Below are 24,064 nucleotides of genomic sequence, written 5' to 3'. Positions count from 1 at the left end.
CAGTTCCCACCTCGAAAAACCTTGACACCCAAAGCGCTCAAAGGCCTCTGCTGTAAGACTTGAGACCGCTTTGAGTCAAGTCGCTACAGAGGCTAAATTGAGCCACTTTGCCAACTGGCATACAAGAAAGCCCGATCGACCAAATATTGCTGGCGAAGGATCTCGCGCATTAAGGAGCAAAGACAGCCGGACTGCCAATTGTATACTGGGTAAGTTGGCGAGTTTCCGTACAGTTTTTGTGATAAAATTAGCAGTAACCGGACTTTCGTACCGACAGCCTGGTCTTGTCAAAAGCTTTCCAGCCGTGGTGCGATCGTGGTGCGATCGCCAGTTTTGATTTATTGTTAATTTTGCGAAGTCCCGATCGACTGTTAGGGGAAAAAATTATGCAAGCAACCAACCAAGAAGGAATTATCAATCTGACAATCCACTATACCAACGGCAAACAGCAACACTTCCAGTTCAGTGCGCCAGAGGGAACAGTAGGAGAGCAAGCAACTTTAGGCACTCGCCTGCACAAAATGTTGACAGCAGACCCGGTAATTCTCGAATTGGCAGATAAACTGGTAGTTATCCCAGTTCACAACATACAAAGTATTGAAATATCGCCGGTTCCTCCCAAATTGCCAGAAGGTGTCCTTTACCCAATGCGAGAAATCAAGAAATAGCTAAGGTATTCTGCATCTAAATTCAACTGAAAAGGTGGGCAAGATGCCCAGCCCACGCCAGCTTTTAATAAACAGAAATGTCCCAATTAAAGGCGCGACAACTTATTACAGCTAACAGATTAAAATTACCCAAAAACTTGTCGATCGCAGCGACGATATATGTCGCGTGAGTGAGGGGAATAATTGCAGGTTTCACAGACTTTAACTTACCAGAAAAAATGCTAGAACTCCACTGCCACACTACTTATTCCGACGGCACTCTCACCCCTGCCGAACTCGTAGCCGCAGCCGCGTCTTCGGGGGTTCGCGCCTTGGCCGTCACGGATCACGATACGATGTCGGGTTGGGATGAAGCCTTCGCCGCTGCTGCTTTGCACGGTATCGAAATAGTCCCCGGACTCGAACTCAGTACAGTTCACAACGGCCGGTCACTGCACATTTTAGGTTTTTATCCCGATGCAAATAAGTTGCGAGTTCCTTTGAACGATCGCCTGGAAGGAAGGTTTCGCCGATCGCAGGAAATGGTCGAAAAATTAGCAGCAATGGGATACGCGATCGAACTGCCAAAAACATCCCCAGGAATGGCACCGGGAAGGCCTCACATTGCCTCTGCACTTGTAAAAGCTGGTCACGCGAAATCATCGCGGGAAGCATTCGATCGCTGGCTGGGAGAGGACGGCCCGGCTTATGTGCATTACGAGAAATTCTCGATCGTCGAAGGCATTGATTTACTGAAGAGTTGCGGCGCAGTACCAGTTTGGGCTCACCCTTATTTATTTCGCGGCGGCGCTGTTGAGGAAGTCTTACAAGAATTAGTAGATGCGGGTTTAATGGGAGTTGAAGTATACCATCCCACCCATAGTTCTAGCCAAATCCAAAAGTTGAAAGATTTGTGCCTTCATTACGGTTTGCTGGCAACTGGTGGTAGCGATTATCACGGCCCCGATCCTGAAAGGAAAGCAGCAGATAGCACCCAATTGAATATGCTGCATTTGCCGTTAGAATTACTGGAACCAATTAAAGTTGCTGCGGCGAGTTTGAAATAGTTTTTTAGGACACATTTTGCGGATGTATACAGTTGTTACAAAAAAATCCTTGGCTTTTTGAGTGACGAGTTTGCCGGAAGTAAATCATCAGAATAAGACCGAGGTCAAGCAGAATATAAATTAATATGAAGTTAAAGGCAATTGCAGGGGAGTTAATTTTACAATGTTAGTATAGCAACTTGCCAAACGGAGCTTATCGTCAGGAACCTCAGCCTGAAGGCATGAGGCTTGAAAGAGAAATCTGACAAGCCGTTCTGACCAGCCTAAGTCTTAACTGACTACGTTTTTTGAGTCACGACACCCTGGAATGCGTAGCTAGTTCCTTGCTCTGTCGCTGAGAGTTAAACAATCTTAAGGTCACTGAGATAGTGCTTTCAGCCTAACAAGCTCTTAAAACATTGGCGAAGCTAACTTTACTCCGAAAGGAGAACGGGACAACCATATCCCGACGGAGGGGCACCCATACCCCTCCACCCCGGAAGGGGATTCAAATTAATGTAAAGCCGTCCTAAAAGGACGGGGTTTCAAACCCAATTTTCCGATGAGTACAGAAGACAGAGCGAAGGCGATCGGCAAAAATTTAGAAGGCAAAGCTCAGGAAATTTTCGGTAATATCACGGGTAACAGAAAAGATCAGGTTGAAGGTAAAGCCAAACAAGCGGAAGCTGCCGCCCGCCACGCAGCAGAAGATGCTAAAAATGCGGTGAGAAATCTGGCAGATAAAGCCAAAAGGTCGATCGACAAATTGTAGAAACCGCGCTATACCAAATCTTGGCTAATAGAATTCGCTTCATATCAAATCCTTTGCTATCAATAGGGTTTGATATGATTTATTTTTGGAATGTGCATAAACTGGGTGACTCCTGCGACATCTCTTATAGATAGGGTTTAGGTGCAGAAGACAAAAATCAGCTTGGTTGGGTATTTGCTTCAATGGGGCTGTGGTAGCAGGCCTTTAAGGTTGATTGCTTTGTATCCTCAATGGAAAATTTTCCCTTAGTCTGGTCTAGTGTTTACCCTGCTAAGTTGCTTACACATCAGTTAATAACCGTGCTTTACGTAAAATAAATTTCAAAACAGTTTCATTTTTAGCGACAATATCTGCTTGTATTTCCATGCCAGATTGTAACATATTTTTCCGATCATCTTTTAAATATAATTGCTCCGGTTTAATCGTTACTTCATAATAAGGAATAATAGGATTATTTCCTGTATTTTGTGGGCTAATAGCATCAGGAGAAATCGCAGTTACGGTTCCTTTTAATATCCCATAATCGGGGTAAGGATAAGCGCTGACCCGCATTTGTGATTTTTGTCCAATTTTGACTTTACCAATATCCTGAGTAGAAACCCTAGCTTTAATCACCAAAGGAGTATTGCTAGGAGAAATTTGAGCAATCTCTTCCCCTGTACGGACTGTTTGATTAGGGTTACGTAAGTTTAATTTTAGAATAATCCCTGATATGGGTGCAGAAATAACAGTTTTACGGAGGTCGCGTTGCACTTGTAATAATTCTTGACGATCGCTCCCTAATTGCTTCTCAAGTTCACTTTTACGTTGTAATAAACTATTTTGTTCCTGCTTTAAACGCGCGAAACTGCCTTGTCCTGTGGCTTTTTCCTGAGCAATTTTTTCTTGGGCCATTGTCACCGCTCCATTACTAGGGTTAAGACTGGCTAAGGATGCTTGTAAACGTGCTGTAGCAGATTCTACAGATTTGGACTGACGCAGTACAGTTTGTTTTTGACTTTGCAATAATGCGACACGCTCGGCTACTGTTTCTTGTTGTTGCTCTACCGCTAATTGAGCTTCTTCTAACTGGTTTTGGCTTAATACATCTAAGCCAAAAGTTTGATAGCGATCGCGTTTTTCCTGTGCATTTTTTAAGGCTGACTTACTAGCACGTAAAGATGCTTCTGAAGCTTTAATATCGCTTTGAGCTTTTTGCAATTCTTGCTCAGTAACTTGCAAGTTAGCTGTGGCTTCATTTACTTGAGCTTGTACAGTTAAACGTCGTTCATTATATTCTTGTTGAAGGCGAAAATAATCCGCTTGAGCAGAAGCTATGGTTCGCTTCATTCTTTCTGTTTCTGCATCCAGTTGCAGGTTTAAATTTTTTAATTGTTCTGAAATCTGTTGTAATTGTTGCAAATTTTGTTCTACACCCCCCTGAAGTTGGGATTGACGAGTGCTAAACCGAGAAGCATCTAAAGTGACTAAAGGTTGTCCTTGAGTTACAGTTTGATTTTCTTTCACATCAATCCCGATCACAGTCCCCTCGGTGGGTGCTTGTACCAGTTTCACCTCGCCAGTGGGGCGCACCATTGCTGGGGCTTTCACGGTGACGGGTAAGGGGGTAAACGCGGCTACGGTAAAGGCGATCGCCACTGTACCCACTAAAAATATGCCCCCAAAAATTGTCCAGCCACTAACGGGGGGCAAAAAATCATCCTCCCCAGAAACGGTGAGAAAATCGGGGTTGGGGTTTCTCAGTAACATTACGGGATTTCCTACGATTCAAGAGGGGCAAGGTTTTTAGGATAAAGGTTCACAAAAAATACACTCAACTCTGCCGAATTAAAAATTTTTTGTAAAGGTGCGAGGAGTTGATTGATAATTTTTTTTTATCATTTATATTGTATTACATTAGCCAAACTAAATCCCCGATCAACTAAGAGGCATCCATGAAAGACATTCATAACAATCCTTTGTTCACTGACATCACCGCTGAGGAAGAAGTATCTGTACAAGGTGGAGCAGCTTGGCAGGCTCTTAGCGCGATCGCCCAAGGTGGTCAAGCTTTTTTAAATTGGGCACGCAAGCCTGGTAATGGATTTATCCTTTTTGATAAAAAAGGTTCATGGGCCGATCCAGTACGAATGGGAGATCCAGGCATGGATGCACCTAATGGATGGGCATGGGGAGTTCGCGATAGCGGACAATACTTTGTAGGAGGATATGGAAACAAAGGGAATTGGGTTCTCGATCGCCTTCGTCAATTGACGGGTAAATAGTGTAGATGGTAGAGGTTTAGCACTGCTAAACCTCTACCAGTAATTATTCTGTGTGAATCCTGAACAGCAATTGTTTTTAATACCCAAATTAGTAGAGATGTTGCGTGCAGCATCTCTACTTGATTGTGGCAATAAAGCTGATTATCTACATCTCTCTATAAATGAAAAAATATCCCAGCATCTTACAACAAAACGAAGAAGACTGCGGTGCAGCCTGTTTAGCAACAATTGTCAAATATTATAATAAAACCTTTAATATTAATCGGATTAGAGAAGCGATTGGAACAGGACAATTAGGAACAACCTTAACCGGATTAAGACGAGGAGCGGAAAATCTCGGATTTGATGCTGTTTCTAAACGAGCCAACCCCGACATCTTGAGTAAAATGAAAGATGCTCCTTTACCCGCAATAATCCACTGGAAAGGCTATCATTATGTTGTTTTATATGGTAAAAAATGGACAAAATATGTCATTGCTGACCCGGCGGTGGGAATTCGTTATATTACCCGTCAAGAATTAGCCCAAAACTGGACAGGATTAACCACTCTTTTATTACAACCAGATCCAATTCGCTTTGCCCAACAACCTGAAGATAAAATTCAGGGAATTAGCCGCTTCTTCCAGCGCGTTGTACCTTATAAATTCATCTTATTTGAAGCATTTTTAATCAATATATGCACAGGTATTTTATCTTTGACTTCACCATTTTTAATTCAAATATTAACTGATGACGTACTGATTCGAGGTGAGACACAAATTTTAAGAGGATTGGCAATAGCCATTATCATAATGAACTTAGTCAGTAGTGGACTAGGAGTAGTACAAGCCAATTTAATCACCCAATTTACCCAACGTTTAGAACTGGGATTCGTCAAAGAATTTGGACGTAAAATACTGCGTTTACCCCTCCAATATTACGAATCTCACCGCAGCGGCGAAGTCATCAGTCGTTTAGGAGACATTCAACAAATTAACCAATTAGTCGCCCAAATTGTAATTAGTTTACCGAGTCAGTTTTTTATTGCCGTTATTTCTTTTGCACTCATGCTATTTTATAGCTGGAAACTCAGCTTATTTATCGTAATACTAACTCTTTTAAATGCTGTATCCCCCCTAATATTTCTCATTCCATTACGGCGTAAGATTAGAGAGATCATGGTTTTAGATGCCGAAAATCAAGGGGTATTAGTAGAAACCTTTAAAGGTGCTGTTACCTTAAAAACAACCACTGCCGAACCGCAATTTTGGGAAGACTTACAAACTCGATTCGGACGACTCGCCAATATGGGTTTTAGAACAGCCCAAATTGGGATTACTAATAGCACATTTTCCGGTATTATTTCTAATATTGGTGGAGTTGGCTTACTCTGGCTAGGTAGTACCCTTGTGATCGATAAAGAATTAACCATTGGACAACTATTAGCCTTTAATAGTATGAATGGTAATTTTTCGGGTTTTATTGGTACAATAATTGGCTTGATTGATGAATTTGTCAAAGTAAAAACCGCAATTGAACGACTAACATCAGTAATTGATTATCGTTCAGAAGTACAAGACGATCAAAAAAAGGAATGGGTAGGTTTCCAACCTCATGATAATATATATTGCGAGAATCTACATTTTCACCATGCTGGAAGACTAGATTTATTAAATAATTTTGATGTAATGATAGAAGGGGGAAAAGTAACAGCCATTCTTGGTCAATCTGGTTGCGGTAAAAGTACCCTAGTAAAACTAATTACCGGATTATACGAACAACAGGGAGGAACAATCAAAGTTGGAGCTTATAACTTACAAAACTTAGCCATAGAATGTGTTAGAAAACAGATAATATTAGTTCCTCAAGATGCCCATTTTTGGAGTCGGAGTATAATTGAAAACTTTCGCTTAGGTTCACCCCATGTCACCTTTGAAGAAATTGTTAAAGCTTGTCAAATCGCCGAAGCCGATCAATTTATCAATCGACTTCCTGAGAAATATTTAACCGTATTAGGAGAATTTGGAACCAACTTATCAGGAGGTCAACGTCAAAGATTAGCAATTGCCCGAGCAATTGTCAACGATCCACCTGTGCTAATTTTAGATGAATCTACCGCCGGATTAGACCCTATTAGTGAACAAAAACTACTAGATAAATTATTAGAATATCGTCAAGAAAAAACAACAATTCTCATTAGTCATCGTCCCACCGTAAATCGGAGAGCTAATGATATTATTTATATGCAAGAAGGTCAATTAAAATTACAAGGAAGCTTAGAGGATGTACTACAAATTGAGGGTGAACATTTAAAATTTTTAACTTCGTCATTCTCTTAATCTATAACTTTTAGACAAAAAATGGCTATATACCTTGCTAGAGCCTGGGCTTATCCGCGTTAATCCCCGTTCACCTGCGCTTAAAAATCGGGTTCCGCAGCCAAAAGCTCGATCGACAAATCCATCTGTTCCTTCCCCCGCGCCAAAAAGCTTTCGCACTGCCGCCAACACTCCACAGCCACCCCAAACTGCTCGAAAACCTCATCTAGAGGCAACTCTCCCGATTCCACCCGATCGATAATCGCTTCAATTCGATCGACCGTTTCCTCATAATTCCAGTCAGACTGGCGCAACTGCGAATCAATCATAACTTTTCTTCCGCATCCAATACTTCTACAATCTTAACTTTCACCCGGCCCCGACTCAACCTCACAGTCAATTCCTCTCCCAATTCCAAACCGTCAGTTGTGCGGACGATCGTACCATCACTTTGGATTACCGCCGCATAACCCCTTTGCAATACCGCCGCCGGATTCAGGGCGGATAACTTTTCTTGCAATACTTCCAGTTTACCAGTTGCTTGTCGCAAAGTTCGGGATGTCGCAGGCAAACGTTTTAATCGATTTTGTAACAGTTGCAAATGCTCTTCTTCTGTCTCAAATCTTGCCCGCACAGCGTTTGCTAAATTGACCATTCGCTGCTTGTGTTCAAAGTAAATATCTGCTAAAATTGGTACAGCTTGAGCGGCTGCCGCTGTTGGAGTGTGGGCTCGTTTATCTGCTACTAAATCGGCGAGAGATTCGTCTCTTTCGTGCCCGATGCCTGTAATAATTGGAATCGCACAATTCGCGATCGCCCTGACAACTCTCTCATCATTAAAACAAGCCAAATCTTCCGCAGAACCGCCGCCCCGCCCTAAAATGATCACATCAGCCCTACCGTCCAATTCTACACGGGCGATCGCGCGGGCGATCGCAGCAGCAGCCAATTCTCCCTGCACTCCTGTCGGCGACAGCAACACCCGCAAACCCGGATATCTTTGGGCTAGAGTCCGCTGAATGTCTCCCCAAGCAGCGCCAGTATCGGATGTCACCACGGCCACAATTTGCGGGTGTGCGGGAATCGGGCGCTTTCTGGCGGGATCGAAGAAACCCTCAGCATCCAAGCGCGATCGCAATTGCTGCAACCGCAAAGCCTGCAATCCTGCCCCAGCCGGTAGCGATTGCACAACAGTCAACTGGTACTCGCCGCGATTTTTGTAAACCCGGATGCTTCCCAAAACCAGCAACTGTTCCCCTTTTTCCGGGATTTGCACCAATTTTTGCCGCTGAGAATTCCACACCACGCAGCGAATAGCAGCGCTTTTGTCGGTGTCGCACAGAGTGAAAAAGCAGCCGCTGGGGTGGTGCGAAACGTTCGACACCTCGCCTGTCAGCCAAACTGATTGCAGGTTGCGATCGCCCTCCAACAAGTCTTGCAGGTATGATGTTAGTCCGGCAACAGATAAAGCTGTATCGGGAAGAATTGAAGTCATCCAATTTTAGATTTTAGATTTTAGATTTTAGATTTAGGCTAGTATCAATGCTTCGGACAGTGTGCGATTGCCAAGCGTAATATAAGGGTGTCAGGGCGATTGCCGAATCGACTTGCTAACGAAAAATCAAGGGTTTCAGAATACAATCTCAAAATAGTCCGGACTATTGTACTATATCTAAGGTAATTTATTTGTAGGCTGAGCGGGCGATCGTAATTTTAACTGCAAACAAACTAATGATATCAGATACAATGACTTCGATGAATGTGCTGCGCCAAGAGGCGGCGGCGATCGGCATTACTGAGGAAGAAGCCAGAAAATATGGCGACCTCCGACATAAAAGAACTTGGTCTTTGGCGATCGAACATCACCTCTCAATGCAAGATTTTGCCGATCGCATAGAACAATCCTTCACAACTTCCGAACCCGATTCCTCCAGCGCACTCAACCACTCTCCGACTGAGGAGGCGAAGGACTATGGTATTCAGTTAACTGCGAATCTAGGCGAATCTAGAGTAACCAGGGAGAACCAAACAGCCTCTGTTGCTTCGCCACAACAGCAAGCAGTAGCAATCGGGCGATCGCACGGTAATTCCGACCACCGCAGCAACCACAACCGAGGTTTTAAACAAGTAGTTCAAAATCATATTAAAGCATTAACAATTGCATCCGCGTCCCGCACAAATCTGCCCCATACACAACTGGGCAATTGGGTTTGTCCTGAGTGTGGGCCGGAGGGCGAATTTGGTTGTTACCTTTGCGCCGGAGAAGGCACTGTAGGGGACATTGCAGCTATTGGCTGGACGCTAGCTTATATGGAAATGTTGGGCTGTTCTGCTCGCGAAATTGAACCATTGAGAAAAATTTCGCCTTCATTGAATATTCTGGAATTGAATTTAAAAGTTTGTGTTGCTATCAAACAAAGTAGCGAAGCTTTAGCCAGGACGGAGAAATGGGTCATTAGTCATTAGTCATTAGTCAGTAGTCAGTAGTCAGTAGTCAGTAGTCATTAGTCAGTAGTCAGTAGTCATTAGTCATTAGTCATTAGTCATTAGTCATTAGTCATTAGTTACCTGAAAGCTCAACCAAATTAAGTATTGATTCTAGCTTTTTCAAAGCAACTTCCAAATCGTCATTAACAACTTGGAAATCGAATTCCCCTGCAGCTTCAATTTCCTCTTTAGCCCGCAGCAACCGACGGGCGATCGCACTTTCGGAATCTTGACCCCGACTCCGCAGCCGCCGCTCCAATTCTTCCCAAGAAGGAGGTAAAATAAAAATTCGCAGCGCCTCTGGAAACTTATTTCTAATTTGCCTAGCCCCTTCGAGCTCAATTTCGAGCAATACCCATTTTCCCTCACCGGTACCCTGCTGGAGAGCAAAATAGGGAGTACCGTAAAAATTGCCGGCAAACTCGGCCCATTCCGCCAACTCTCCAGCCTCAACCATTTGTTCAAAGCGGCTGCGGCTGACAAAATAATAGTGCTTTCCCTCAATTTCTCCCTCACGGGGCTCACGAGTTGTCACCGATACCGAAAGATACAATTCGGAATGGCGATTGAGGAGCGATCGTACTAAGGTGCCTTTCCCCACACCGCTAGGCCCCGTCAGAACAATTAATTTACCAGCTTTCATTTTTAGAATAGATAACCTGTAACAATTTAAGTTTCCGCTTACTTTAGACTGTAAGCGCTCAAATTGCAACTGAAAAACCTCAATCATCCCGACTTTGACCATCTTTGCTGATCACAAAACGATTAGCAACCGTTTCCGGCTGAATCGCCGAGAGGATGACGTGACTCGAATCTGTAATAATTACCGCTCTCGTGCGGCGGCCGTAAGTTGCGTCAACCAGTTGTCCCCGCTCCCGCGCATCAGTAATAATCCGCTTAATTGGCGCTGACTCGGGACTGACAATGGCAATCACTCGGTTAGCAGACACAATGTTACCGAAACCGATATTAATTAATTGAATATCCATGAAAATCTTAATTTATGGGTGAACGACTAACTATCACTCCTTACTTTTTATCATATATACAAAGATTTTTTATTACAATCCTCAAATTAATCTCAACTAATTTTTTTAATTGAGATTAATTTTTTACCCTTTTGACGCCGAGTACCCCGTTCTTTATCAAAAATTCAAAAAACACTCGCTGTTGCCACTCTATCTTAAAGATTCGGTAAAAGCGTCGATTTTTAGTTGCAAATAAAAGCATTAGCTGTATCGAGAAAACAGCCCGTAAATGTTGCGAAATATAAATTTAATTTCACAGAGAGGGAAAGTTAAGTATAATCAGCGATCGATGACAGCAAATATTCGCAAATGCTGGTTTGATCGGCTTTCAACTTAAACTAAAAGCCGCTGGCGATCCTCTTCGTTGGCGTAGCCCCCGTAGGGGCGGGCTTCGCTAACGCACTTTCTGCCCGATTTTCCACAAAAATATTGGGAATGATGTGCCAAACTATAGATGTTTATTGCATGATTTTCTACAATAAAATTGGTTTGTAGTGAGGACTTTAGTCCTATTAATACCAATAAAAAAAGTGTTGCTATAATTCTCAATTTTATAACTATTATGAAATTTTGTCGAGTCCCGCGCCGGACACGGCATTGCCGTTTCCCTACAGATGATAGCAGGATTATAGCTAGCAATAATGGGGGGAATTAGTATAAAATTCTGCACCTTTTAGCTTTTAATACAAACATTTTGAAGTTAGCACAAGTTAGGCAAAAAGTGGTTTTACGCATGATATGAATTCCGGTTTAATTGGAATGGAATGATTAAACCGCAGAGGGCACAGAGAACACAGAGGAAGAGAACAGAGAGATATAATTCCGATGCTACTGGATTTGATATGAATTATAGCGGTAAGAGTTCATGCACCCCGCACCGTAGACATACAGGATATTTGTAAATCTTATTCAACAAAAAACAGGGATTAATGCAGATAAATTCACCTGCATTAATCCCTAGTTATTTCACACTTAATTAAGCTGCAACTAAACCGCTGTGTCTCAACAAAGCTTTAGTGCTCGGTTCGCGTCCCCGGAAATTTTTAAACACTTCCATCGGGTGCAAACTGCCGCCCAATCCTAATACTGTATCTCGGAAGCGCTTACCTGTAGAGGCGATCGCGCTTTCATCTTCCAAACCCGCTTCTTCAAACGCCGCAAAAGCATCAGCGCTTAGCACTTCCGCCCATTTGTAACTGTAATATCCCGCCGCATAGCCACCCGCAAAAATGTGTCCGAAAGCGCACAAAAATGCGTCTTCTTCCAGAGGAGGCAAAACAGTCGTAGTTTTAGCGATGCGGTTGCGGACATCGGCTACAGTTTCGCTGCCGCCCGATCGATAGCGGTGGTGCAATTCGATATCAACGCTGCTAAAATGTACTTGCCTGAGCATGACGCTGCCGCTCATGTAGTGGCGCGCTGCTAGCAGTTTTTGGTAGTAGTGTTCCGGCAAAGTTTCCCCGGTTTCGTAATGCTTTGCCATCCCGAACAAAGTCGCGCGATCGTAACACCAATTTTCCATAAATTGACTGGGCAATTCCACTGCATCCCACTCAACATTATTGATACCCGAAGCCCCCGGATAGTCTACCGTTGTCAGCATATGCTGCAAACCGTGACCGAATTCGTGAAACAAAGTTTCGACTTCCAAAAAAGTCATTAAACTCGGTTTGCCGTCAACCGGAGGACTTTGGTTGCACACCAAATAAGCCACCGGCAACCGCGTAGTTGTTTTTCCCGCTTCCACAAATTTAGCGCGCACCACGCACTCGCCCATCCAAGCACCGCCGCGCTTTTCATCGGGGCGGCTGTAGGGGTCTAAATAGAAATTGGCGATCGCATTTCCTGCTTCATCATCTATTTGGAAATAGCGCACATCTTTGTGCCACACAGGAGTTTGACCGTCCGCCGCAGTTACTGTCACGCCGAACAGCCGCTTTACTAATCCAAATAACCCCTCTAATACCTGTGGCAAAGCAAAATAAGGCCGCAATTCTTCGGCACTAAAAGCAAACTTTTCTTCCCTGCGCCGTTCCGACCAAAAACCAATATCCCAGTGCTTCAAATCTCCCGCTTCCGCCGCGCCTTTTTCGGTCGCAAAAGCTTTCAAATCTTCTAAATCTTTGATAGCAGCATCATAACTAGCCTGACGCAATTCTTCTAACAAAGCTTCCACTGCTGCAACGTCGGGAGCCATTTTGCTCGCCAAGCTCAATTCGGCATAACTACTAAACCCCAGCAAAGCAGCTTTTTCCTGGCGCAAAGCTAAAATGCGATCGGTCAACGGCCAGTTATTCAATTCTCCGCTACTTGCTCTGCCGATAAAAGCTTTGTACAACTTTTCGCGCAAGTCGCGGCGGGTGCCGTGCTGCATGAAAGGGCCGTAACTCGGAAAGTCTAAAGTAATCCGCCAAGGGCCATTTTCGGCATCCGCATTTTCTTCGCCGGCGCTGCGAGCGGCTTGAGCTGCTAAACTCAACAAACTCGGCGGCAAACCGTCAATTTCGTCTTTGTTTGTGAGGGTGATGCTGAATGCTTTGGTAGCGTCGAGGACGTGATTGGAAAATTGGGTAGTAATTTCGGCCAATTCTAATTGAATGGCATTAAAACGCTCTTTTTGCTCGCCTTCTAAACCGACGCCGGAGAGTTGGGCGTCTCGGAGAGCGGCTTCAACAATTCGCTTTTGAGCTGACTCTAAGCTGTTCCAATTTTCGCTAGCCCGCAGCGCTTTAAAAGCTTCATAAAGCGGTTTGCTTTGACTGAGCTTGCTCCAAAATTTTACTACTTCCGGCTGCACTGTTTCGTGAGCCGATCGCAGTTCCGGGCTATTTTTCACCCCCATCAAATGTCCGACAATGCTCCAGCTCCAATTTAAACGCTCTCCGAGTCGCTGCAATGGTTCTACTAAGCCGCTCCAAGTCGGTTCTACAGAGGCTTCTAAGTCAGCTAGCGAGGCTTCTAGTTCGGTCAGCAGTTGGGTAACAGCGGGGACTACGTGTTGTGATTCGATCGCGTCAAATGGGGGCAATCCTTGACCGATTAGTAACGGGTTATCAGCAATAGTTACGGTTGCAGTCATTTAATTTTCTTGTAACAGGTTGAAAACAGTTGAACTAGACAGATTAGCTTTTAATCTTTTAACACAGTTGTCGAAAAAGTAGGACTCGATCGGGCGATAGTCGGAGAGTCGGAGAATGTCGAGCGTGTCCGAGGGAAAAAGTATTCCTTCTGACTGATGACTGATGACTGTTGACTGTTGACTGTTGACTGTTGACTGTTGACTGTTGAATGTTGACTGCTGACTGCTGACTGTTGACTGATGACTGCTGACTAATGACTAATGACTAATGACTAATGACTACTGACTACTGACTACTGACGGTTCTCTGGTGTGTGCTGCAACTCCTTGACAACTGAGATTAAGCGCTTGAGATGAGGTTTGACAACTTCTTGCTGCTCGTGTTCCAAACGGTGGATTTGAGCTTGGACAATCGACAAATCCGCAGTCGATTGGTGTGCGGGAGCTTGCAGTTGGCTTTGCAAATTAGCCATGACTTTTTGGATTTCCAAAAATCTAGTATTTACTACTTCCCAGTCATCTCGGCTGATAGAAGTTTCTGTCAAGCCTTGCGTCGCACTTTGCAGTTGCTCTATAGCCTGTTCCACAGCTTGGAGATTCGCCCGTTGGCCAACCGATAAATCTTGCAGTTGTTCGCTCACCTGCTGGCGGACATCGAGCACAGCAGACGCCACGATTTCTTGCAAAGAAGCTACTGACTCTCCTAAACTCAGTAACTGCCGCTGGATATCGATCGACTCCTCAAAAGCCTCATGCCTAGGCAGTGCAGCCATTTGCTGGCGCAGCGCTGCAATATCTGCAGACAACTGCCTGCGTAATTTAACAATTACCGTCACCGCCGTTTTTTCGACTTTATTGACAGACTTTTGGACTTGGGCCATTTCCGAATTTTGATGCACCCGCACTTGCTGCTCGAACCGATACCGGTTAGCAACATTCAGCGACAAAGCCAAGGTTAGGGGAGCAACCCCGTAAAAAGCTTGGCCCGACACTGCCACCGCCAGGGAACCCACACCAGAGGCCGCCAGAGAGGCGTACTCTGCCATCTCCAGCCAGTGCCTTTGAGGAAAACTTGGTCTCAAGTGGTTTGCAACAGAGGGTTTTGGCTTCCGCACGGCTCTTTGGGTCATAGTATTTGCTCGTTGTGGGTAAGGTTGCGAGACTGGGTGGAGCATCGATTTCTATCCTTTTTTCAGTTATATGTTTTAGATTATTTCTTGGCACTCTTCTATTTTTACCTTTGTCAGTAAGTTAAGGATGACTGCCATATTATTATGTATTTGGGAGCCTGTGGCGATCGCGCCTAATTCCGGCTGTTAAAAGGTTCGCCCCCACGCGCTCTCTATTTTACAGGAGTTAGGGTCATCGGGTTCGGGCGATCGACTTCGGGCTGCCCAGGCTCACCGAAAAATGCCTAAGACTATTTTAGATTTGAGATTTTAGATTAAAAGTTAAAAAAATGCGACCTACTCAGGGCGATCGTCGTTTGGAGCTTGTCGGGAGTTGCCTTTTTGTTCGCCCATTGGTATAATCTACTCTTTCTCAATTCCCCCTCTCAAATTTACTGTAAAAATTGACCAATGAATTCAGAAAAACCCGGAATTGGCGATCGGCTAAAGTCTATTTTCAGTATCGCCATCTTTATCATTCTCGTACTAGGAGTAGGCTTTTTAAGCGTTAATTTTATTTCAGCTCTCTATGCAAAACTTTCTTAAAATTAGGACTTAGCACGGGTATCCAGAAACCGGGTTTTTTGCAAGAATATTTCGTCGCAGCCACAGATGAGCGTAAAAAACCCCGGTTTCTTTAATCGCAGCAACGGAGTAAAAAACCCGGTTTCTTTAGTCGGAGTGAGTCCCAGACTGTTTGAGATTCCCAACTTCTTCAAGAAGTCTCAAATCTTAAGCACGAGATATTTTGTTTGGATTGCATTCTCCTTCTTCCTTCTTCCTTCTTCCTTCTTCCTTCTTCCTTCTTCCTTCTTCCTTCTTCCTTCTTCCTTCGGCTATAATTTCAACTGTAAAGATTGTGGTCTGGGTCTAGCCAGACAATATAAAAAACATTTTCACTAAAAAAGCCATGCACTCTGCCGTATTCATTAGCAGATATTTGAAACTGGTAGGGGATATTGATTAGGATATCTTCATTGGGAATCCCAAAGCCATTTGGCTCAGTAGTATTTTTCCAAACTATGCTATGACAGCGCAGACTTTTACTCTGATTATTGATAACTTCTTGAGCGTTCAATTGTGACAAATCGCGCAGCCTTCTCAATAGAGATGCTAGATAGTTAGCATCTCTACCGCTAATTGAAAACTTATCTTTATCATCCTGGTAATACCTGAAGGAAAAACTAATTCCTTCAGGTATTTTTACATCGAGACGATTGATGCTAGATAAAGATGGCTGGCGGCGTATATCTGCTTTTTTAATTTTCTTCGATGACACGGGTTTTGTAAAATTCTCTCATTGATTCCTTGGTAATAATAGCATGAGAAGGTTCATCTTTTGGCAAATCACCTCTAGCCTTAATCCAAGGGTCTTCGCGTCGCACCATCAATTCTAACTCATAGGCATCGCAAAAGAAATACTCGTCGGATAACTCGTCTAAAAACTCTTGTACTTCTTGGGGAAACTCTGGTTTTTCGACTTCTTTCAGAATTGGCTTCCAGTCAAATTGTTCTTTGTATTCGTAAAATAGAGCCGGGATAGTCGGCCCGTGCACCCAAGCTTCAAAATCTTCATCAAAAAGCGGTGTATCCTCAAAGGCTAAATACCATGCTTGGGCGTAGTACAATAGTTTTTGTAGCTTGTGGTTGCTGAGATAGGAGCCTACATCATTCGCGAACCAGAGGTAGTAATCAGCGAGTTTTGAGGCTGTTGTGACTGTAGTTATTGTGGTCATATAACTCGACTCAATAAGTTTTGTATTCTATGATAGCACAGTCACCACTCTTTATGATGGGGCGGTTGAAACCGCTTCTTGTCAAACAAAGTCTGCCTCTGCAGACTAAGAAATAAAGGAGGTGTTTAAGCCGGATTGGGTATAACTGAAATCTTACCCTCTGTCAAAAATTTGTAGGGGCGGGTTCACCAACAATAATTGCCTAAAACGAACAATCTCGTAAACCCGCCCCCACCCACGAAAAAGCCCCTTATTGATATTGGTGCGACATCTCCGTTACAACCCTTTGATATATTGCTTCAGTACAGGTGGCAAAGTGTAAAGACTTTCCTGTTTTTCGCTCGCACAGCGCCGCGATAGAGATTGCAAGGCGTTTAGCAAATCTGATGATGATATTTGTCCGTTTTGTAGCAATTTTGCCATAATGCCCAATAGGTTATGATATATTTGTTTGCAGTTCAGTTTTTCTCAGATAAGGTTAAAGTTGATTTTTGATGAAGGTAGGCAATTAGAGATTGTGCAGGCAATTGAGCGGGTGAGAGACGGAATTTTCTGGAAACCTGGAAAAGGAATGTCTCATTTACTCAAAAGGATTAATTTAGGTCATTTAGGGCCGGATGCGACCCTTGAAGGATATAATGGAGTTATCAGTTTAATTGTCAGGGATGCTGATGCTAAAGTTTATGTGTATGTCTACGGAGAAACGTTTTATCCGACAGTTACCAGCAGTGTAAATAACACAATATGGCTGGTAATGATGGGCTTGGATGGAGTTTTAGAAACGGCTTTTCCTCCAAAGGAACCGGAAAGCTACCTGGCTAATTCAATGTTTATTTATGTAGGTTTAGTTAAGGATTTGTTATGAATGTTTTGGTAAAAAACTATTGTGTAATGGTTGAATTTCCTGATGTGAGTGGGGCTGAACATTTAGAAATGTTGCAACTTAGAGATGAGTTGGCAAAAGTTGAATCTCAACTGAGTGAGGAAGAGAAAGGTTTATTAGCAAATGCAGATCGACGGTTAGTTGAACAAGCAAGGGAGTTTTATGAGGAGTTGTCGAGATTTGTGGATTTAGCCCAGAAGCGCAAATTTGAGGAGATTACACCTCAGCGTTGGTGGTGGTATTTGGATGTTTTGGCATTGTTGCCGAATTTGAGGAAACAAGAGTTGACAAGCGGTGTTGTTTGAAACGTTTATTCATTGTCGATGTTTGTTAAGTGCGATCGTCGAGTTTTGATATATTGCTTCAGTACAGGTGGCAAAGTGTAAAGACTTGCTTCTTTTTCGAGCAAGCAGCGCCGCGATAGAGATTGCAATGCGTTTAGCAAATCGGATGATGATATTTGTGCATTTTGTAGCAATTTGGCGAAGTTGACTGGCTGGTTTTCTGTCGCCAACAATGACATGACTTGTTTTTCTAGTTCGGAAGTGCGATCGTACTGCTGCTGTAAAACATCTTTCAAATCTTCGGGTAACAATATGGTATCATCTATTAATACCTCAGTCGCGCCGATTCCCAACTCTTGAATCAAAGTCGCCACGCTTTTTAACCATAAGGGATTGCCTTGGTAGCGGTTAATGAGTGCTTCGCAGTTATCGCTTTCAGCTAATCCTTTATCTCTGAGGATTTCCTGTGCGGTCGCAGTGTTTAAACCAGTGAGTTGTAAGGTACGAATGGGAGTATTTTCGCTTGTGAGTTGAGGAACTTCTTTCGGTGGTTCCCAACCGATTAGCAGGAAGCAACTTTGATGGGATAATTTTTCTATTTGTTTGAATAGGGAGCGATATTCTTCGTATTCTGGTTTATACTTTCCTGCGAATTCGCCACTACAGAAAAGGTTGTGAATGTCATCTAAGACTATTAAACAGCGATGGTTTTGTAAATATTTAATCAGCGGTAAGGGTTTTTGGTTTATTGGGGATGAATCTGGGTTTTCTGACTGGGAAAAAAGCTGTATTAGGTTAGATTGAAATTTATCTATGGTGGGGAATTCGTCTAGTGTGTACCAAACTGCGTACTCAAACTCGTGTTTGATTTGTTGTACGAGTTGTACTGCTAGGGATGTTTTGCCGATGCCGCTGATACCGGTGATGGTGATGAGGCGGCAGTTTTGTTGTAGAATCCAGGTTGTGAGGGTTTGGAGTTGGGGGGTGCGATCGAAGAAATTACCCAACTCCGGCATCTCGCTTAAATCTTGATGTAGAGTTTGAGGTTGTTTTGAGTTAGATTTTTCGTCATTATGTGAGTTTGATATATCTGGCGGCTGTCTACCTTCTCCACAAAAACTAATATTCCTAATTTGCACAGAGTCTTGTGCAACATTTGATGAGAATAAGGAGAATTGCAATCTCTCTATTGCCGATCGGAAATTCTTTTTATTAACATCTTCTCCCAACTCTTCTGAAAGTATCGGCCATAACTTTGAGCCAACATCCCTCACATAACTTTCGTTACAGTGAATATCCTCGGCAATTTTGGTGTATTTTTCACCTTGCATGGTACCTCGCAGAATTGCCTCTTGTAAGTTATCGAGGTGCTGACCGGTTTTGGCAAACACCATCTCGTCAGCCATTTTTAACACTTCCTTAAGATTCATGCAGTATGGTGGATGTTGTGATTTTCCGTATTATACATAACATTTTCCAACATTTTCTGGCATTTACAAACATTTTTTACATAAGGCGAGTTGGAGGAGCCAACAAAATTGCCAACAAAATCCAGCATTTTTGGCTAGACAAAGCTTTGATTCCCAAGGAAAATAGGAGAAGTATTAAAGCGTAAATTGAGATATGTAACGCTTGCAGTTTTATACCTTGTAACAGTGTGTGAGAGCGCAGTTGCGTTCTCATTAATAGTTAGCTTGTTAACAGTGCATGGCTCCAAAACAAAATCGAAGATCGGAAAATCGTTGTCGTTATTATGTTCGGCGTGAAGCTGAACGTCGTGGTTGGGATCTGCGTCACGTTAGTAGCGGAGGAGATGTTTTAGAGGAGCAAGAAATTGAGGCTTATTTCCATAATATTGGTCTTCAAGGCGAACGCCCGGACTTTCTTTTCTGTTTGGTAAGTGATCCCACGATTATTGTCGAGGCAAAAAACGAAGCAGGTAAACTAAAACAAGCACAAAAGGAAGCAGAGGATTACGCTGAAAAAATCAATGCAACAGGTAAATACAGTATCAAAGTAGCGGTTGGTGCTGCGGGAGAAGAAGATAAAGGGTTTGAGATCAGTGTTTCTTTTTTGACTCATCAGGGATGGATTTCTCTCACTTCACATGGCTTCGCCCTAACTACTTTTCCAACCAAAACAGAAATTGAAATTGCGCTGAAAACCGATAATGGCTCAACAAAAGTTAGTGTACCATCACAAGCTGAGTTTGTTGATGCCGCAATTGAAACAAGTCGTATTCTACGCACTGCGAAAATAGAAGCTCCACTTCGTCCTAAAGTGATTGGTGCTTTAGTTTTGGCTATGTACCAGGGACAAATTGATACAACTCCTACTAATGCGTTATCCTCAGTTAATACACTAGCTGAAAGTGCTATTAAGGGCGCACACAAATTACCAGATCAAAATAAACAACGACTCAAAGATGCTCTTCGTTTATCAGGGGCAGATTTTAATCGCCTTTCTCCTTATATTGGTCGAGTTGTCAATACACTAAAACGCCTCAATGTTCGCTCAGTCATACAAACGGATGCTGATTTTTTGGGAATGTTCTATGAAGCATTTTTGCGTTATGGCTATGATAACAATGCCCTGGGAATTGTTTTCACACCACGACATATTACGCGGATGTGTGCCGAATTAGTTGGAGTTAGTGTACGAGATCGGATTATTGATATTGCTGCGGGTACAGGCGGTTTTCTCGTTGCTGCATTTGATGCCATGATGCAACAAGCTCGTAGTGCTGCTGAAATTGAGAAGGTCAAAGATTCAATTATTGGTTTTGATACTAATCCGACTGTTTGGGCGCTTTCGATGCTCAATATGTTCTTTCGAGGAGATGGTAAAAGTCATATTTATAACGAAAGCTGCTTTGACGAAAATATATTCTCGATTGTAAATCGTAGATGCACTAGAGCGTTTCTAAACCCGCCGTTTTCCCAAGACGAGGAGCCGGAGTATCTATTTGTTGACCGAGCAATGGATGCACTAGAACCAGGTGGATTATTGACTGTAGTTGTATATGCTGGAATTTTCGCCGATATGGATCACAACGCATGGCGACAACGTTTTCTGCTCAAACATAAACTCCTCGCCATGATTAGCCTTCCTGAAGACTTATTTTACCCGACTGCTGCACCAACCTCGATCATGGTTGCTGAAGCTCATGTACCTCTTGCCTCAACTGACAAAATATTCATGGCGCGAATTTGGAATGATGGATATGAAAAGCTTAAGGGTAAGCGTGTGGAACGAGCAGGCAATCAGATTGATGAGATTGTCAACCAATTTCATGTTTTTATGAAAGGTCAAACGGTGATTTCTGAATTAGTCACAGTCGTAGAAGGATGTGACATTCTCCCATGAGCAATATCGAGTGGAGTCCACAACAATGGCTACCTCAACCTAAACTCTCAGAACGCGAATTTGAACGCTTACGAAGTGAAGCTATGCGCGGCATCTTTGAAGCGGTGACTTTGATGCCAGACTTGGCTGATGTTGTTCTTGAAGATTTTGGGGTTGCAGATGAAGAGGATGACGGTAATGAATTACCTTATGGAACTCATGGAACACTTTCCAAATACTTCGACATTAAGAATGGACGCTCGATAGGTGAAAAAAATTACATTGAAGGCGCGATTCCCTATATAAGTAGTGGTGACTCGACCAACAGCATTATCAGCTTGATTGATCCTGTTCCAGAGGAGGTGTTTGAGCAAGGCGGCATCACGATTACTGCTTTTGGCAAAGCAGCGTTACAGCCCTGGTCATTTATGGCAAGGGGCAACGGTGGCAGTTCAGTTCGGGTTTTGTTGCCCAAGTACAAGATGAGCCTCAACGATTTGCTCTGGTTTGTGGTGCAGATTAACAGGCAAAGATGGCGTTTTTTCTATGCTCGGATGGCAATTAAGGGGCGTATCGCCAATCTAGAAGTCAGTGCCCCTCCCAAAGCTTTAGTAGACACTGGAAAAACCTTGTTTGAGCGAGTTAGAGTCTTTCGTGAACAGCTTGAAGACCTTGTACACCTCAAGACCAAGCTTCCAGTTTAGATCAACGTGGAAGTGCGATCGCCCCAGCACGCATCAAGAGCGATCGCCCTTTCTTGTTTCTGATGAGCGAGATCCTCATAATCATCGCCCCGTTTATGGCATTTTTCCACCAACAACTACCAACCCACACCGCAGCGAGTTGCCGCTTCCGCCAAGCGATTATCAAGTGTTGCGATCGGCAATTCCAATCGTAGTGCTAGCTCTAAATAAGCTGCATCATAAGCAGCTAAACCTTCTTGTCTTCCTAATACTATAGTTGACGATAGTGCGCTGCTATCCGTAGCTTCATCAACTTGAATTAAAAGTGATTGTAACAAAGTAATAGCTATCTCAGATTGCTCGGTTGTCATGCGGTTGCGTCGCTCGGCAACTAGGAGAGTATTAGCAACTTCTAGCGACTAAATGCCTGGTACAAATGCTTCGCAATCTGGCCTCATCGCGAGTATAGCATTGGCATAATCGTTATCTTCATCGACTAAGCACCAACTAATGGCTACAGAACAATCCAATACAAACTGCATTAAAACCTTCGCCCTTCTTCAATCAGGGAACGGATTGAGCTTTGATCCAAGGCAATTTCTTGCCGCAGTTGTACCATTCTCGCAATTGCTGCTTGAATTGATTTTTTAGTAGTCAGTTTTCCCCAAGCGTTATACTTCGGCTTAATTTCGTCTGATGGTAGACTCTGTACAACTACTACCACTTCAACAGAAGTATCTTTAAACTCAGTGGGCATTTGGAGAAGCAATATGCCATCGGTTCCAATATGCGATATCAGTTTCATTGTTTCCATGCCAGACTCCAGAAACTTTGAGCAATTCTAGTTTACCTCAAAACTGTTGACCAAAGCAAATACTAAACAGTGAAATGCTTGCAGAGATAGCGATCGCCCTTTCTGGTTTCTGATGAGCGATCGCCTAAAATGAAAGATCGATCGCCCTTCACACCAAATACCCAACACTGCGATGATTCTACCAAGAGTGATCGTCCTTTCTATCAACTCCTGAAAACTTGCACTTTTTCCTCTATATCCAATCCCCCTTCGCCTAAAGCATCACCCGAAGAATGACGAGCGATAAACTCATCTAACAGCTCAAAAAACCGATCGAGTGCTTTGCTTTCATCCTCCGAATAAAACAGAATGACATTAGCCCAAGATTGGCTAGTCTGCACGTTGAATCTTTTTCGTATCCACTCAGGAAACTGCATAAAATCGCTATCTTGTTTCGTTGGCTGTTCTCCTAACTCATATTTAGCAACGCTGTAACCAGATAAAAAAGCCTGAAGACAAATAATTGAATGTCGTCCCAAGTACATTGAAGGAGCTTTCTTAATTTTCTCAATAAGCGTATATAAATCGTGCATTTTTCACCTCAATATTTTTAAAATAACTGTAAGTTTTGCTGCTCAAAATTCCTCTTCTATAATCTTAAAACTTCCCATACCCAGTTCCAGAGTAGGTGATGTTAAATTTTGTAGCCATTCCTGCCGAGTCACGCCACTACAATCTATATTATCAAAAACAATTTCCTGTTCGTCGATTGTAATTGATATCCCTTGATGGTAGCCATTAGTAGCAATTTGCTGCTGTCGTCGTAAATCATAAATCACTGACCAAGGTAGGTCTTGCCTTTCTAAATCCAGTTTAATTTGCTTACCATTTAGGTTTCTGATGGTCAAGAACTCTTTGATAGCCTGACTGCATTCAACACATTGAAAGACCCCATAGCGACTGGCAATTTTAGCGATATCTTCTCGAATTTCATCTAAACTACTCGGATCTAAACTCAAAGTGTAAAGTTTACCTCCTATATTTAGGTACAAGTATATCTCAAAATCATTGCCATTGAGCGGGCAGATCGCATAGCGTGCGATCGCCCTCTTGCAAGGCTTGTCCAAGGGAGCGCGAGATCCCCTCACCTCAAATACCAAACACTGCGATGATTGTACCAAGATCGATCGCCCATCAAAACTAATAGCGATCGCCGTTACAATCAAAGTATCAATCCTCGTGAGATGCCGCGATGACCATCAAAGAACTCCTCATCCAAGAAATCGATAGCACCCCTGACGAACTGCTTGCGGATCTTCTCAGTTTGGTACGATCGCTAAAATCCACTCCAAACCCCCAACTTAATACCTACGAACAACTGCTATAGCAATCCTAAATGAGTCGTAAAAAGATGTAGGGGGTAGTGCTACCCCTACTCCCCGTGCCTACCCTGACCTCATGGGGGCAACCACGGCTTTCAGGGGTAGGTTTTTAAAATTTAAGCCGTAGAAAAGTGAGAACGGCTTGGCCAAGGTTCAGGAATAAAGCTAC

29 protein-coding genes and 1 pseudogene are annotated in these 24,064 nt (G+C 43.3%); 13 read left to right on the top strand and 17 right to left on the bottom strand.

Going from position 1 to position 24,064, the window contains the following annotated elements:
• Nucleotides 1-70: 70 nt before the first annotated feature.
• Together QUA16_RS19880 and QUA16_RS19875 are read left to right on the top strand one after the other, a co-directional pair.
• A complete protein-coding gene (locus QUA16_RS19880) occupies nt 71-337 on the top strand; it encodes a hypothetical protein (RefSeq protein WP_333105844.1) in 267 nt (88 codons plus the stop codon).
• Nucleotides 285-668: a hypothetical protein gene (locus tag QUA16_RS19875; RefSeq protein WP_333105842.1), complete on the top strand. Its 384-nt coding sequence runs from the start codon at nt 285-287 to the stop codon at nt 666-668. The genes QUA16_RS19880 and QUA16_RS19875 overlap by 53 nt, the downstream gene beginning before the upstream one ends.
• Nucleotides 669-732: 64 nt before the next feature.
• Here the strand turns inward: QUA16_RS19875 and QUA16_RS19870 are convergent, their stop codons facing one another.
• On the bottom strand, nt 733-864 hold the full coding sequence (locus tag QUA16_RS19870) for a hypothetical protein (protein WP_333181304.1): 132 nt from the start codon (nt 862-864) through the stop codon (nt 733-735).
• Between the two features lie 22 nt (nt 865-886).
• Between QUA16_RS19870 and QUA16_RS19865 the strand changes: the two genes are divergently transcribed.
• On the top strand, nt 887-1,714 hold the full coding sequence (locus QUA16_RS19865) for a PHP domain-containing protein (RefSeq protein ID WP_333105863.1): 828 nt from the start codon (nt 887-889) through the stop codon (nt 1,712-1,714).
• A 541-nt stretch (nt 1,715-2,255) separates the two neighbouring features.
• The gene (locus tag QUA16_RS19860; RefSeq protein ID WP_333105841.1) at nt 2,256-2,465 is read left to right on the top strand and encodes a CsbD family protein; all 210 of its coding nucleotides are present in this window, start codon (nt 2,256-2,258) and stop codon (nt 2,463-2,465) included.
• Nucleotides 2,466-2,744: 279 nt separating this feature from the next.
• Here QUA16_RS19860 and QUA16_RS19855 read toward each other — a convergent pair whose 3' ends face one another.
• Nucleotides 2,745-4,040 carry an HlyD family efflux transporter periplasmic adaptor subunit gene (locus QUA16_RS19855; RefSeq protein ID WP_333105840.1) on the bottom strand — a complete coding sequence of 432 codons (1,296 nt, stop codon included), beginning with the start codon at nt 4,038-4,040 and terminating at the stop codon, nt 2,745-2,747.
• Here QUA16_RS19855 and QUA16_RS19850 point away from each other — a divergent pair.
• The 3 genes from QUA16_RS19850 to QUA16_RS19840 all read left to right on the top strand — a co-directional run bounded on the left by QUA16_RS19850 (nt 4,027) and on the right by QUA16_RS19840 (nt 7,047).
• Complete coding sequence (locus tag QUA16_RS19850) at nt 4,027-4,254, top strand: hypothetical protein (RefSeq protein ID WP_333105838.1); 228 nt, start codon at nt 4,027-4,029, stop codon at nt 4,252-4,254. The genes QUA16_RS19855 and QUA16_RS19850 overlap by 14 nt on opposite strands.
• A gap of 145 nt (nt 4,255-4,399) precedes the next feature.
• The gene (locus tag QUA16_RS19845) at nt 4,400-4,729 is read left to right on the top strand and encodes a hypothetical protein (protein ID WP_333105837.1); all 330 of its coding nucleotides are present in this window, start codon (nt 4,400-4,402) and stop codon (nt 4,727-4,729) included.
• 161 nt (nt 4,730-4,890) lie between these two features.
• Nucleotides 4,891-7,047 (top strand): peptidase domain-containing ABC transporter, encoded by a 2,157-nt coding sequence (locus QUA16_RS19840; protein ID WP_333105835.1) that lies wholly within the window; start codon nt 4,891-4,893, stop codon nt 7,045-7,047.
• Nucleotides 7,048-7,127: 80 nt separating this feature from the next.
• On the opposite strand, the gene xseB is transcribed toward QUA16_RS19840, so the two are convergent.
• Nucleotides 7,128-7,355 (bottom strand): exodeoxyribonuclease VII small subunit, encoded by a 228-nt coding sequence (gene xseB / locus QUA16_RS19835; protein WP_333105833.1) that lies wholly within the window; start codon nt 7,353-7,355, stop codon nt 7,128-7,130.
• Nucleotides 7,352-8,521, bottom strand: a complete 1,170-nt coding sequence (gene xseA / locus QUA16_RS19830) for an exodeoxyribonuclease VII large subunit (protein WP_333105831.1) — start codon at nt 8,519-8,521, stop codon at nt 7,352-7,354. The genes xseB and xseA overlap by 4 nt, the downstream gene beginning before the upstream one ends.
• Nucleotides 8,522-8,757: 236 nt before the next feature.
• Between xseA and QUA16_RS19825 the strand changes: the two genes are divergently transcribed.
• Complete coding sequence (locus tag QUA16_RS19825; protein ID WP_333105830.1) at nt 8,758-9,492, top strand: hypothetical protein; 735 nt, start codon at nt 8,758-8,760, stop codon at nt 9,490-9,492.
• A 94-nt stretch (nt 9,493-9,586) separates the two neighbouring features.
• Here the strand turns inward: QUA16_RS19825 and gmk are convergent, their stop codons facing one another.
• The 7 genes and pseudogenes from gmk to QUA16_RS19790 all read right to left on the bottom strand — a co-directional run.
• Nucleotides 9,587-10,156, bottom strand: coding sequence for a guanylate kinase (gene gmk, locus QUA16_RS19820; RefSeq protein ID WP_333105829.1), 570 nt, complete (start codon nt 10,154-10,156; stop codon nt 9,587-9,589).
• A gap of 79 nt (nt 10,157-10,235) precedes the next feature.
• Entirely contained in the window at nt 10,236-10,502 is a 267-nt protein-coding gene (remA, locus tag QUA16_RS19815; protein WP_190659785.1) for an extracellular matrix/biofilm regulator RemA, read from the bottom strand.
• Nucleotides 10,503-11,517: 1,015 nt separating this feature from the next.
• Nucleotides 11,518-13,620 (bottom strand): M3 family metallopeptidase, encoded by a 2,103-nt coding sequence (locus QUA16_RS19810; RefSeq protein ID WP_333105828.1) that lies wholly within the window; start codon nt 13,618-13,620, stop codon nt 11,518-11,520.
• A gap of 293 nt (nt 13,621-13,913) precedes the next feature.
• Nucleotides 13,914-14,750 (bottom strand): hypothetical protein, encoded by an 837-nt coding sequence (locus tag QUA16_RS19805; protein ID WP_333105826.1) that lies wholly within the window; start codon nt 14,748-14,750, stop codon nt 13,914-13,916.
• A gap of 883 nt (nt 14,751-15,633) precedes the next feature.
• Nucleotides 15,634-16,068, bottom strand: coding sequence for a hypothetical protein (locus tag QUA16_RS19800; protein WP_333105825.1), 435 nt, complete (start codon nt 16,066-16,068; stop codon nt 15,634-15,636).
• A complete protein-coding gene (locus QUA16_RS19795) occupies nt 16,049-16,525 on the bottom strand; it encodes a type II toxin-antitoxin system antitoxin SocA domain-containing protein (protein ID WP_333105824.1) in 477 nt (158 codons plus the stop codon). Before QUA16_RS19795 ends, QUA16_RS19800 begins: the two co-directional genes overlap by 20 nt.
• Before the next feature lie 276 nt (nt 16,526-16,801).
• Nucleotides 16,802-16,948: pseudogene (locus QUA16_RS19790) on the bottom strand (ATPase); the annotation flags it as partial.
• 61 nt (nt 16,949-17,009) lie between these two features.
• Between QUA16_RS19790 and QUA16_RS19785 the strand changes: the two are divergent.
• Together QUA16_RS19785 and QUA16_RS19780 are read left to right on the top strand one after the other, a co-directional pair.
• Nucleotides 17,010-17,390 (top strand): hypothetical protein, encoded by a 381-nt coding sequence (locus QUA16_RS19785; protein WP_333105822.1) that lies wholly within the window; start codon nt 17,010-17,012, stop codon nt 17,388-17,390.
• A 26-nt stretch (nt 17,391-17,416) separates the two neighbouring features.
• Nucleotides 17,417-17,713, top strand: coding sequence for a hypothetical protein (locus tag QUA16_RS19780; protein WP_333181303.1), 297 nt, complete (start codon nt 17,417-17,419; stop codon nt 17,711-17,713).
• Between the two features lie 5 nt (nt 17,714-17,718).
• Here QUA16_RS19780 and QUA16_RS19775 read toward each other — a convergent pair whose 3' ends face one another.
• Nucleotides 17,719-19,122 carry an NB-ARC domain-containing protein gene (locus QUA16_RS19775; protein ID WP_333105820.1) on the bottom strand — a complete coding sequence of 468 codons (1,404 nt, stop codon included), beginning with the start codon at nt 19,120-19,122 and terminating at the stop codon, nt 17,719-17,721.
• A gap of 277 nt (nt 19,123-19,399) precedes the next feature.
• Here QUA16_RS19775 and QUA16_RS19770 point away from each other — a divergent pair, with 277 nt between their 5' ends.
• On the top strand, nt 19,400-21,058 hold the full coding sequence (locus tag QUA16_RS19770; protein WP_333105818.1) for an N-6 DNA methylase: 1,659 nt from the start codon (nt 19,400-19,402) through the stop codon (nt 21,056-21,058).
• Nucleotides 21,055-21,741, top strand: coding sequence for a hypothetical protein (locus QUA16_RS19765; protein WP_194011529.1), 687 nt, complete (start codon nt 21,055-21,057; stop codon nt 21,739-21,741). Before QUA16_RS19770 ends, QUA16_RS19765 begins: the two co-directional genes overlap by 4 nt.
• A 116-nt stretch (nt 21,742-21,857) precedes the next feature.
• Here QUA16_RS19765 and QUA16_RS19760 read toward each other — a convergent pair whose 3' ends face one another.
• From QUA16_RS19760 to QUA16_RS19740, 5 genes are all read right to left on the bottom strand, one after another.
• Nucleotides 21,858-22,091, bottom strand: a complete 234-nt coding sequence (locus QUA16_RS19760) for a type II toxin-antitoxin system VapC family toxin (protein ID WP_333105817.1) — start codon at nt 22,089-22,091, stop codon at nt 21,858-21,860.
• A 170-nt stretch (nt 22,092-22,261) separates the two neighbouring features.
• Entirely contained in the window at nt 22,262-22,525 is a 264-nt protein-coding gene (locus QUA16_RS19755) for a hypothetical protein (RefSeq protein ID WP_333105816.1), read from the bottom strand.
• 71 nt (nt 22,526-22,596) lie between these two features.
• Entirely contained in the window at nt 22,597-22,719 is a 123-nt protein-coding gene (locus tag QUA16_RS19750; protein WP_333105815.1) for a hypothetical protein, read from the bottom strand.
• A gap of 18 nt (nt 22,720-22,737) precedes the next feature.
• Nucleotides 22,738-23,106 (bottom strand): hypothetical protein, encoded by a 369-nt coding sequence (locus tag QUA16_RS19745; protein WP_333105814.1) that lies wholly within the window; start codon nt 23,104-23,106, stop codon nt 22,738-22,740.
• 42 nt (nt 23,107-23,148) lie between these two features.
• On the bottom strand, nt 23,149-23,739 hold the full coding sequence (locus QUA16_RS19740) for a papain fold toxin domain-containing protein (protein ID WP_333105813.1): 591 nt from the start codon (nt 23,737-23,739) through the stop codon (nt 23,149-23,151).
• A 26-nt stretch (nt 23,740-23,765) separates the two neighbouring features.
• Between QUA16_RS19740 and QUA16_RS19735 the strand changes: the two genes are divergently transcribed.
• Nucleotides 23,766-23,900: a hypothetical protein gene (locus QUA16_RS19735; RefSeq protein WP_333105812.1), complete on the top strand. Its 135-nt coding sequence runs from the start codon at nt 23,766-23,768 to the stop codon at nt 23,898-23,900.
• The last annotated feature ends 164 nt before the right edge of the window (nt 23,901-24,064 follow it).

This window comes from Microcoleus sp. S13_C3 (assembly GCF_036700905.1).
GTDB lineage: Bacteria > Cyanobacteriota > Cyanobacteriia > Cyanobacteriales > Microcoleaceae > Microcoleus.
This window is presented reverse-complemented; position numbering and strand designations above follow the sequence as displayed.

Excerpts from the sequence above, each read along its gene's own strand:
- QUA16_RS19765 (WP_194011529.1), top strand. The coding sequence starts at position 21,055 with ATGAGCAATATCGAGTGGAGTCCACAACAATGGCTACCTCAACCTAAA.
- QUA16_RS19865 (WP_333105863.1), top strand. The coding sequence starts at position 887 with ATGCTAGAACTCCACTGCCACACTACTTATTCCGACGGCACTCTCACC.
- QUA16_RS19855 (WP_333105840.1), bottom strand. The coding sequence starts at position 4,040 with ATGGTGCGCCCCACTGGCGAGGTGAAACTGGTACAAGCACCCACCGAG.
- QUA16_RS19795 (WP_333105824.1), bottom strand. The coding sequence starts at position 16,525 with ATGACCACAATAACTACAGTCACAACAGCCTCAAAACTCGCTGATTAC.
- xseB (WP_333105833.1), bottom strand. The coding sequence starts at position 7,355 with ATGATTGATTCGCAGTTGCGCCAGTCTGACTGGAATTATGAGGAAACG.
- QUA16_RS19805 (WP_333105826.1), bottom strand. The coding sequence starts at position 14,750 with ATGACCCAAAGAGCCGTGCGGAAGCCAAAACCCTCTGTTGCAAACCAC.
- QUA16_RS19825 (WP_333105830.1), top strand. The coding sequence starts at position 8,758 with ATGATATCAGATACAATGACTTCGATGAATGTGCTGCGCCAAGAGGCG.
- QUA16_RS19845 (WP_333105837.1), top strand. The coding sequence starts at position 4,400 with ATGAAAGACATTCATAACAATCCTTTGTTCACTGACATCACCGCTGAG.
- QUA16_RS19735 (WP_333105812.1), top strand. The coding sequence starts at position 23,766 with ATGACCATCAAAGAACTCCTCATCCAAGAAATCGATAGCACCCCTGAC.
- xseA (WP_333105831.1), bottom strand. The coding sequence starts at position 8,521 with ATGACTTCAATTCTTCCCGATACAGCTTTATCTGTTGCCGGACTAACA.
- QUA16_RS19745 (WP_333105814.1), bottom strand. The coding sequence starts at position 23,106 with ATGCACGATTTATATACGCTTATTGAGAAAATTAAGAAAGCTCCTTCA.
- QUA16_RS19780 (WP_333181303.1), top strand. The coding sequence starts at position 17,417 with ATGGTTGAATTTCCTGATGTGAGTGGGGCTGAACATTTAGAAATGTTG.
- QUA16_RS19775 (WP_333105820.1), bottom strand. The coding sequence starts at position 19,122 with ATGAATCTTAAGGAAGTGTTAAAAATGGCTGACGAGATGGTGTTTGCC.
- QUA16_RS19810 (WP_333105828.1), bottom strand. The coding sequence starts at position 13,620 with ATGACTGCAACCGTAACTATTGCTGATAACCCGTTACTAATCGGTCAA.
- QUA16_RS19760 (WP_333105817.1), bottom strand. The coding sequence starts at position 22,091 with ATGACAACCGAGCAATCTGAGATAGCTATTACTTTGTTACAATCACTT.
- QUA16_RS19755 (WP_333105816.1), bottom strand. The coding sequence starts at position 22,525 with ATGAAACTGATATCGCATATTGGAACCGATGGCATATTGCTTCTCCAA.
- QUA16_RS19840 (WP_333105835.1), top strand. The coding sequence starts at position 4,891 with ATGAAAAAATATCCCAGCATCTTACAACAAAACGAAGAAGACTGCGGT.
- QUA16_RS19860 (WP_333105841.1), top strand. The coding sequence starts at position 2,256 with ATGAGTACAGAAGACAGAGCGAAGGCGATCGGCAAAAATTTAGAAGGC.
- remA (WP_190659785.1), bottom strand. The coding sequence starts at position 10,502 with ATGGATATTCAATTAATTAATATCGGTTTCGGTAACATTGTGTCTGCT.
- QUA16_RS19770 (WP_333105818.1), top strand. The coding sequence starts at position 19,400 with ATGGCTCCAAAACAAAATCGAAGATCGGAAAATCGTTGTCGTTATTAT.
- gmk (WP_333105829.1), bottom strand. The coding sequence starts at position 10,156 with ATGAAAGCTGGTAAATTAATTGTTCTGACGGGGCCTAGCGGTGTGGGG.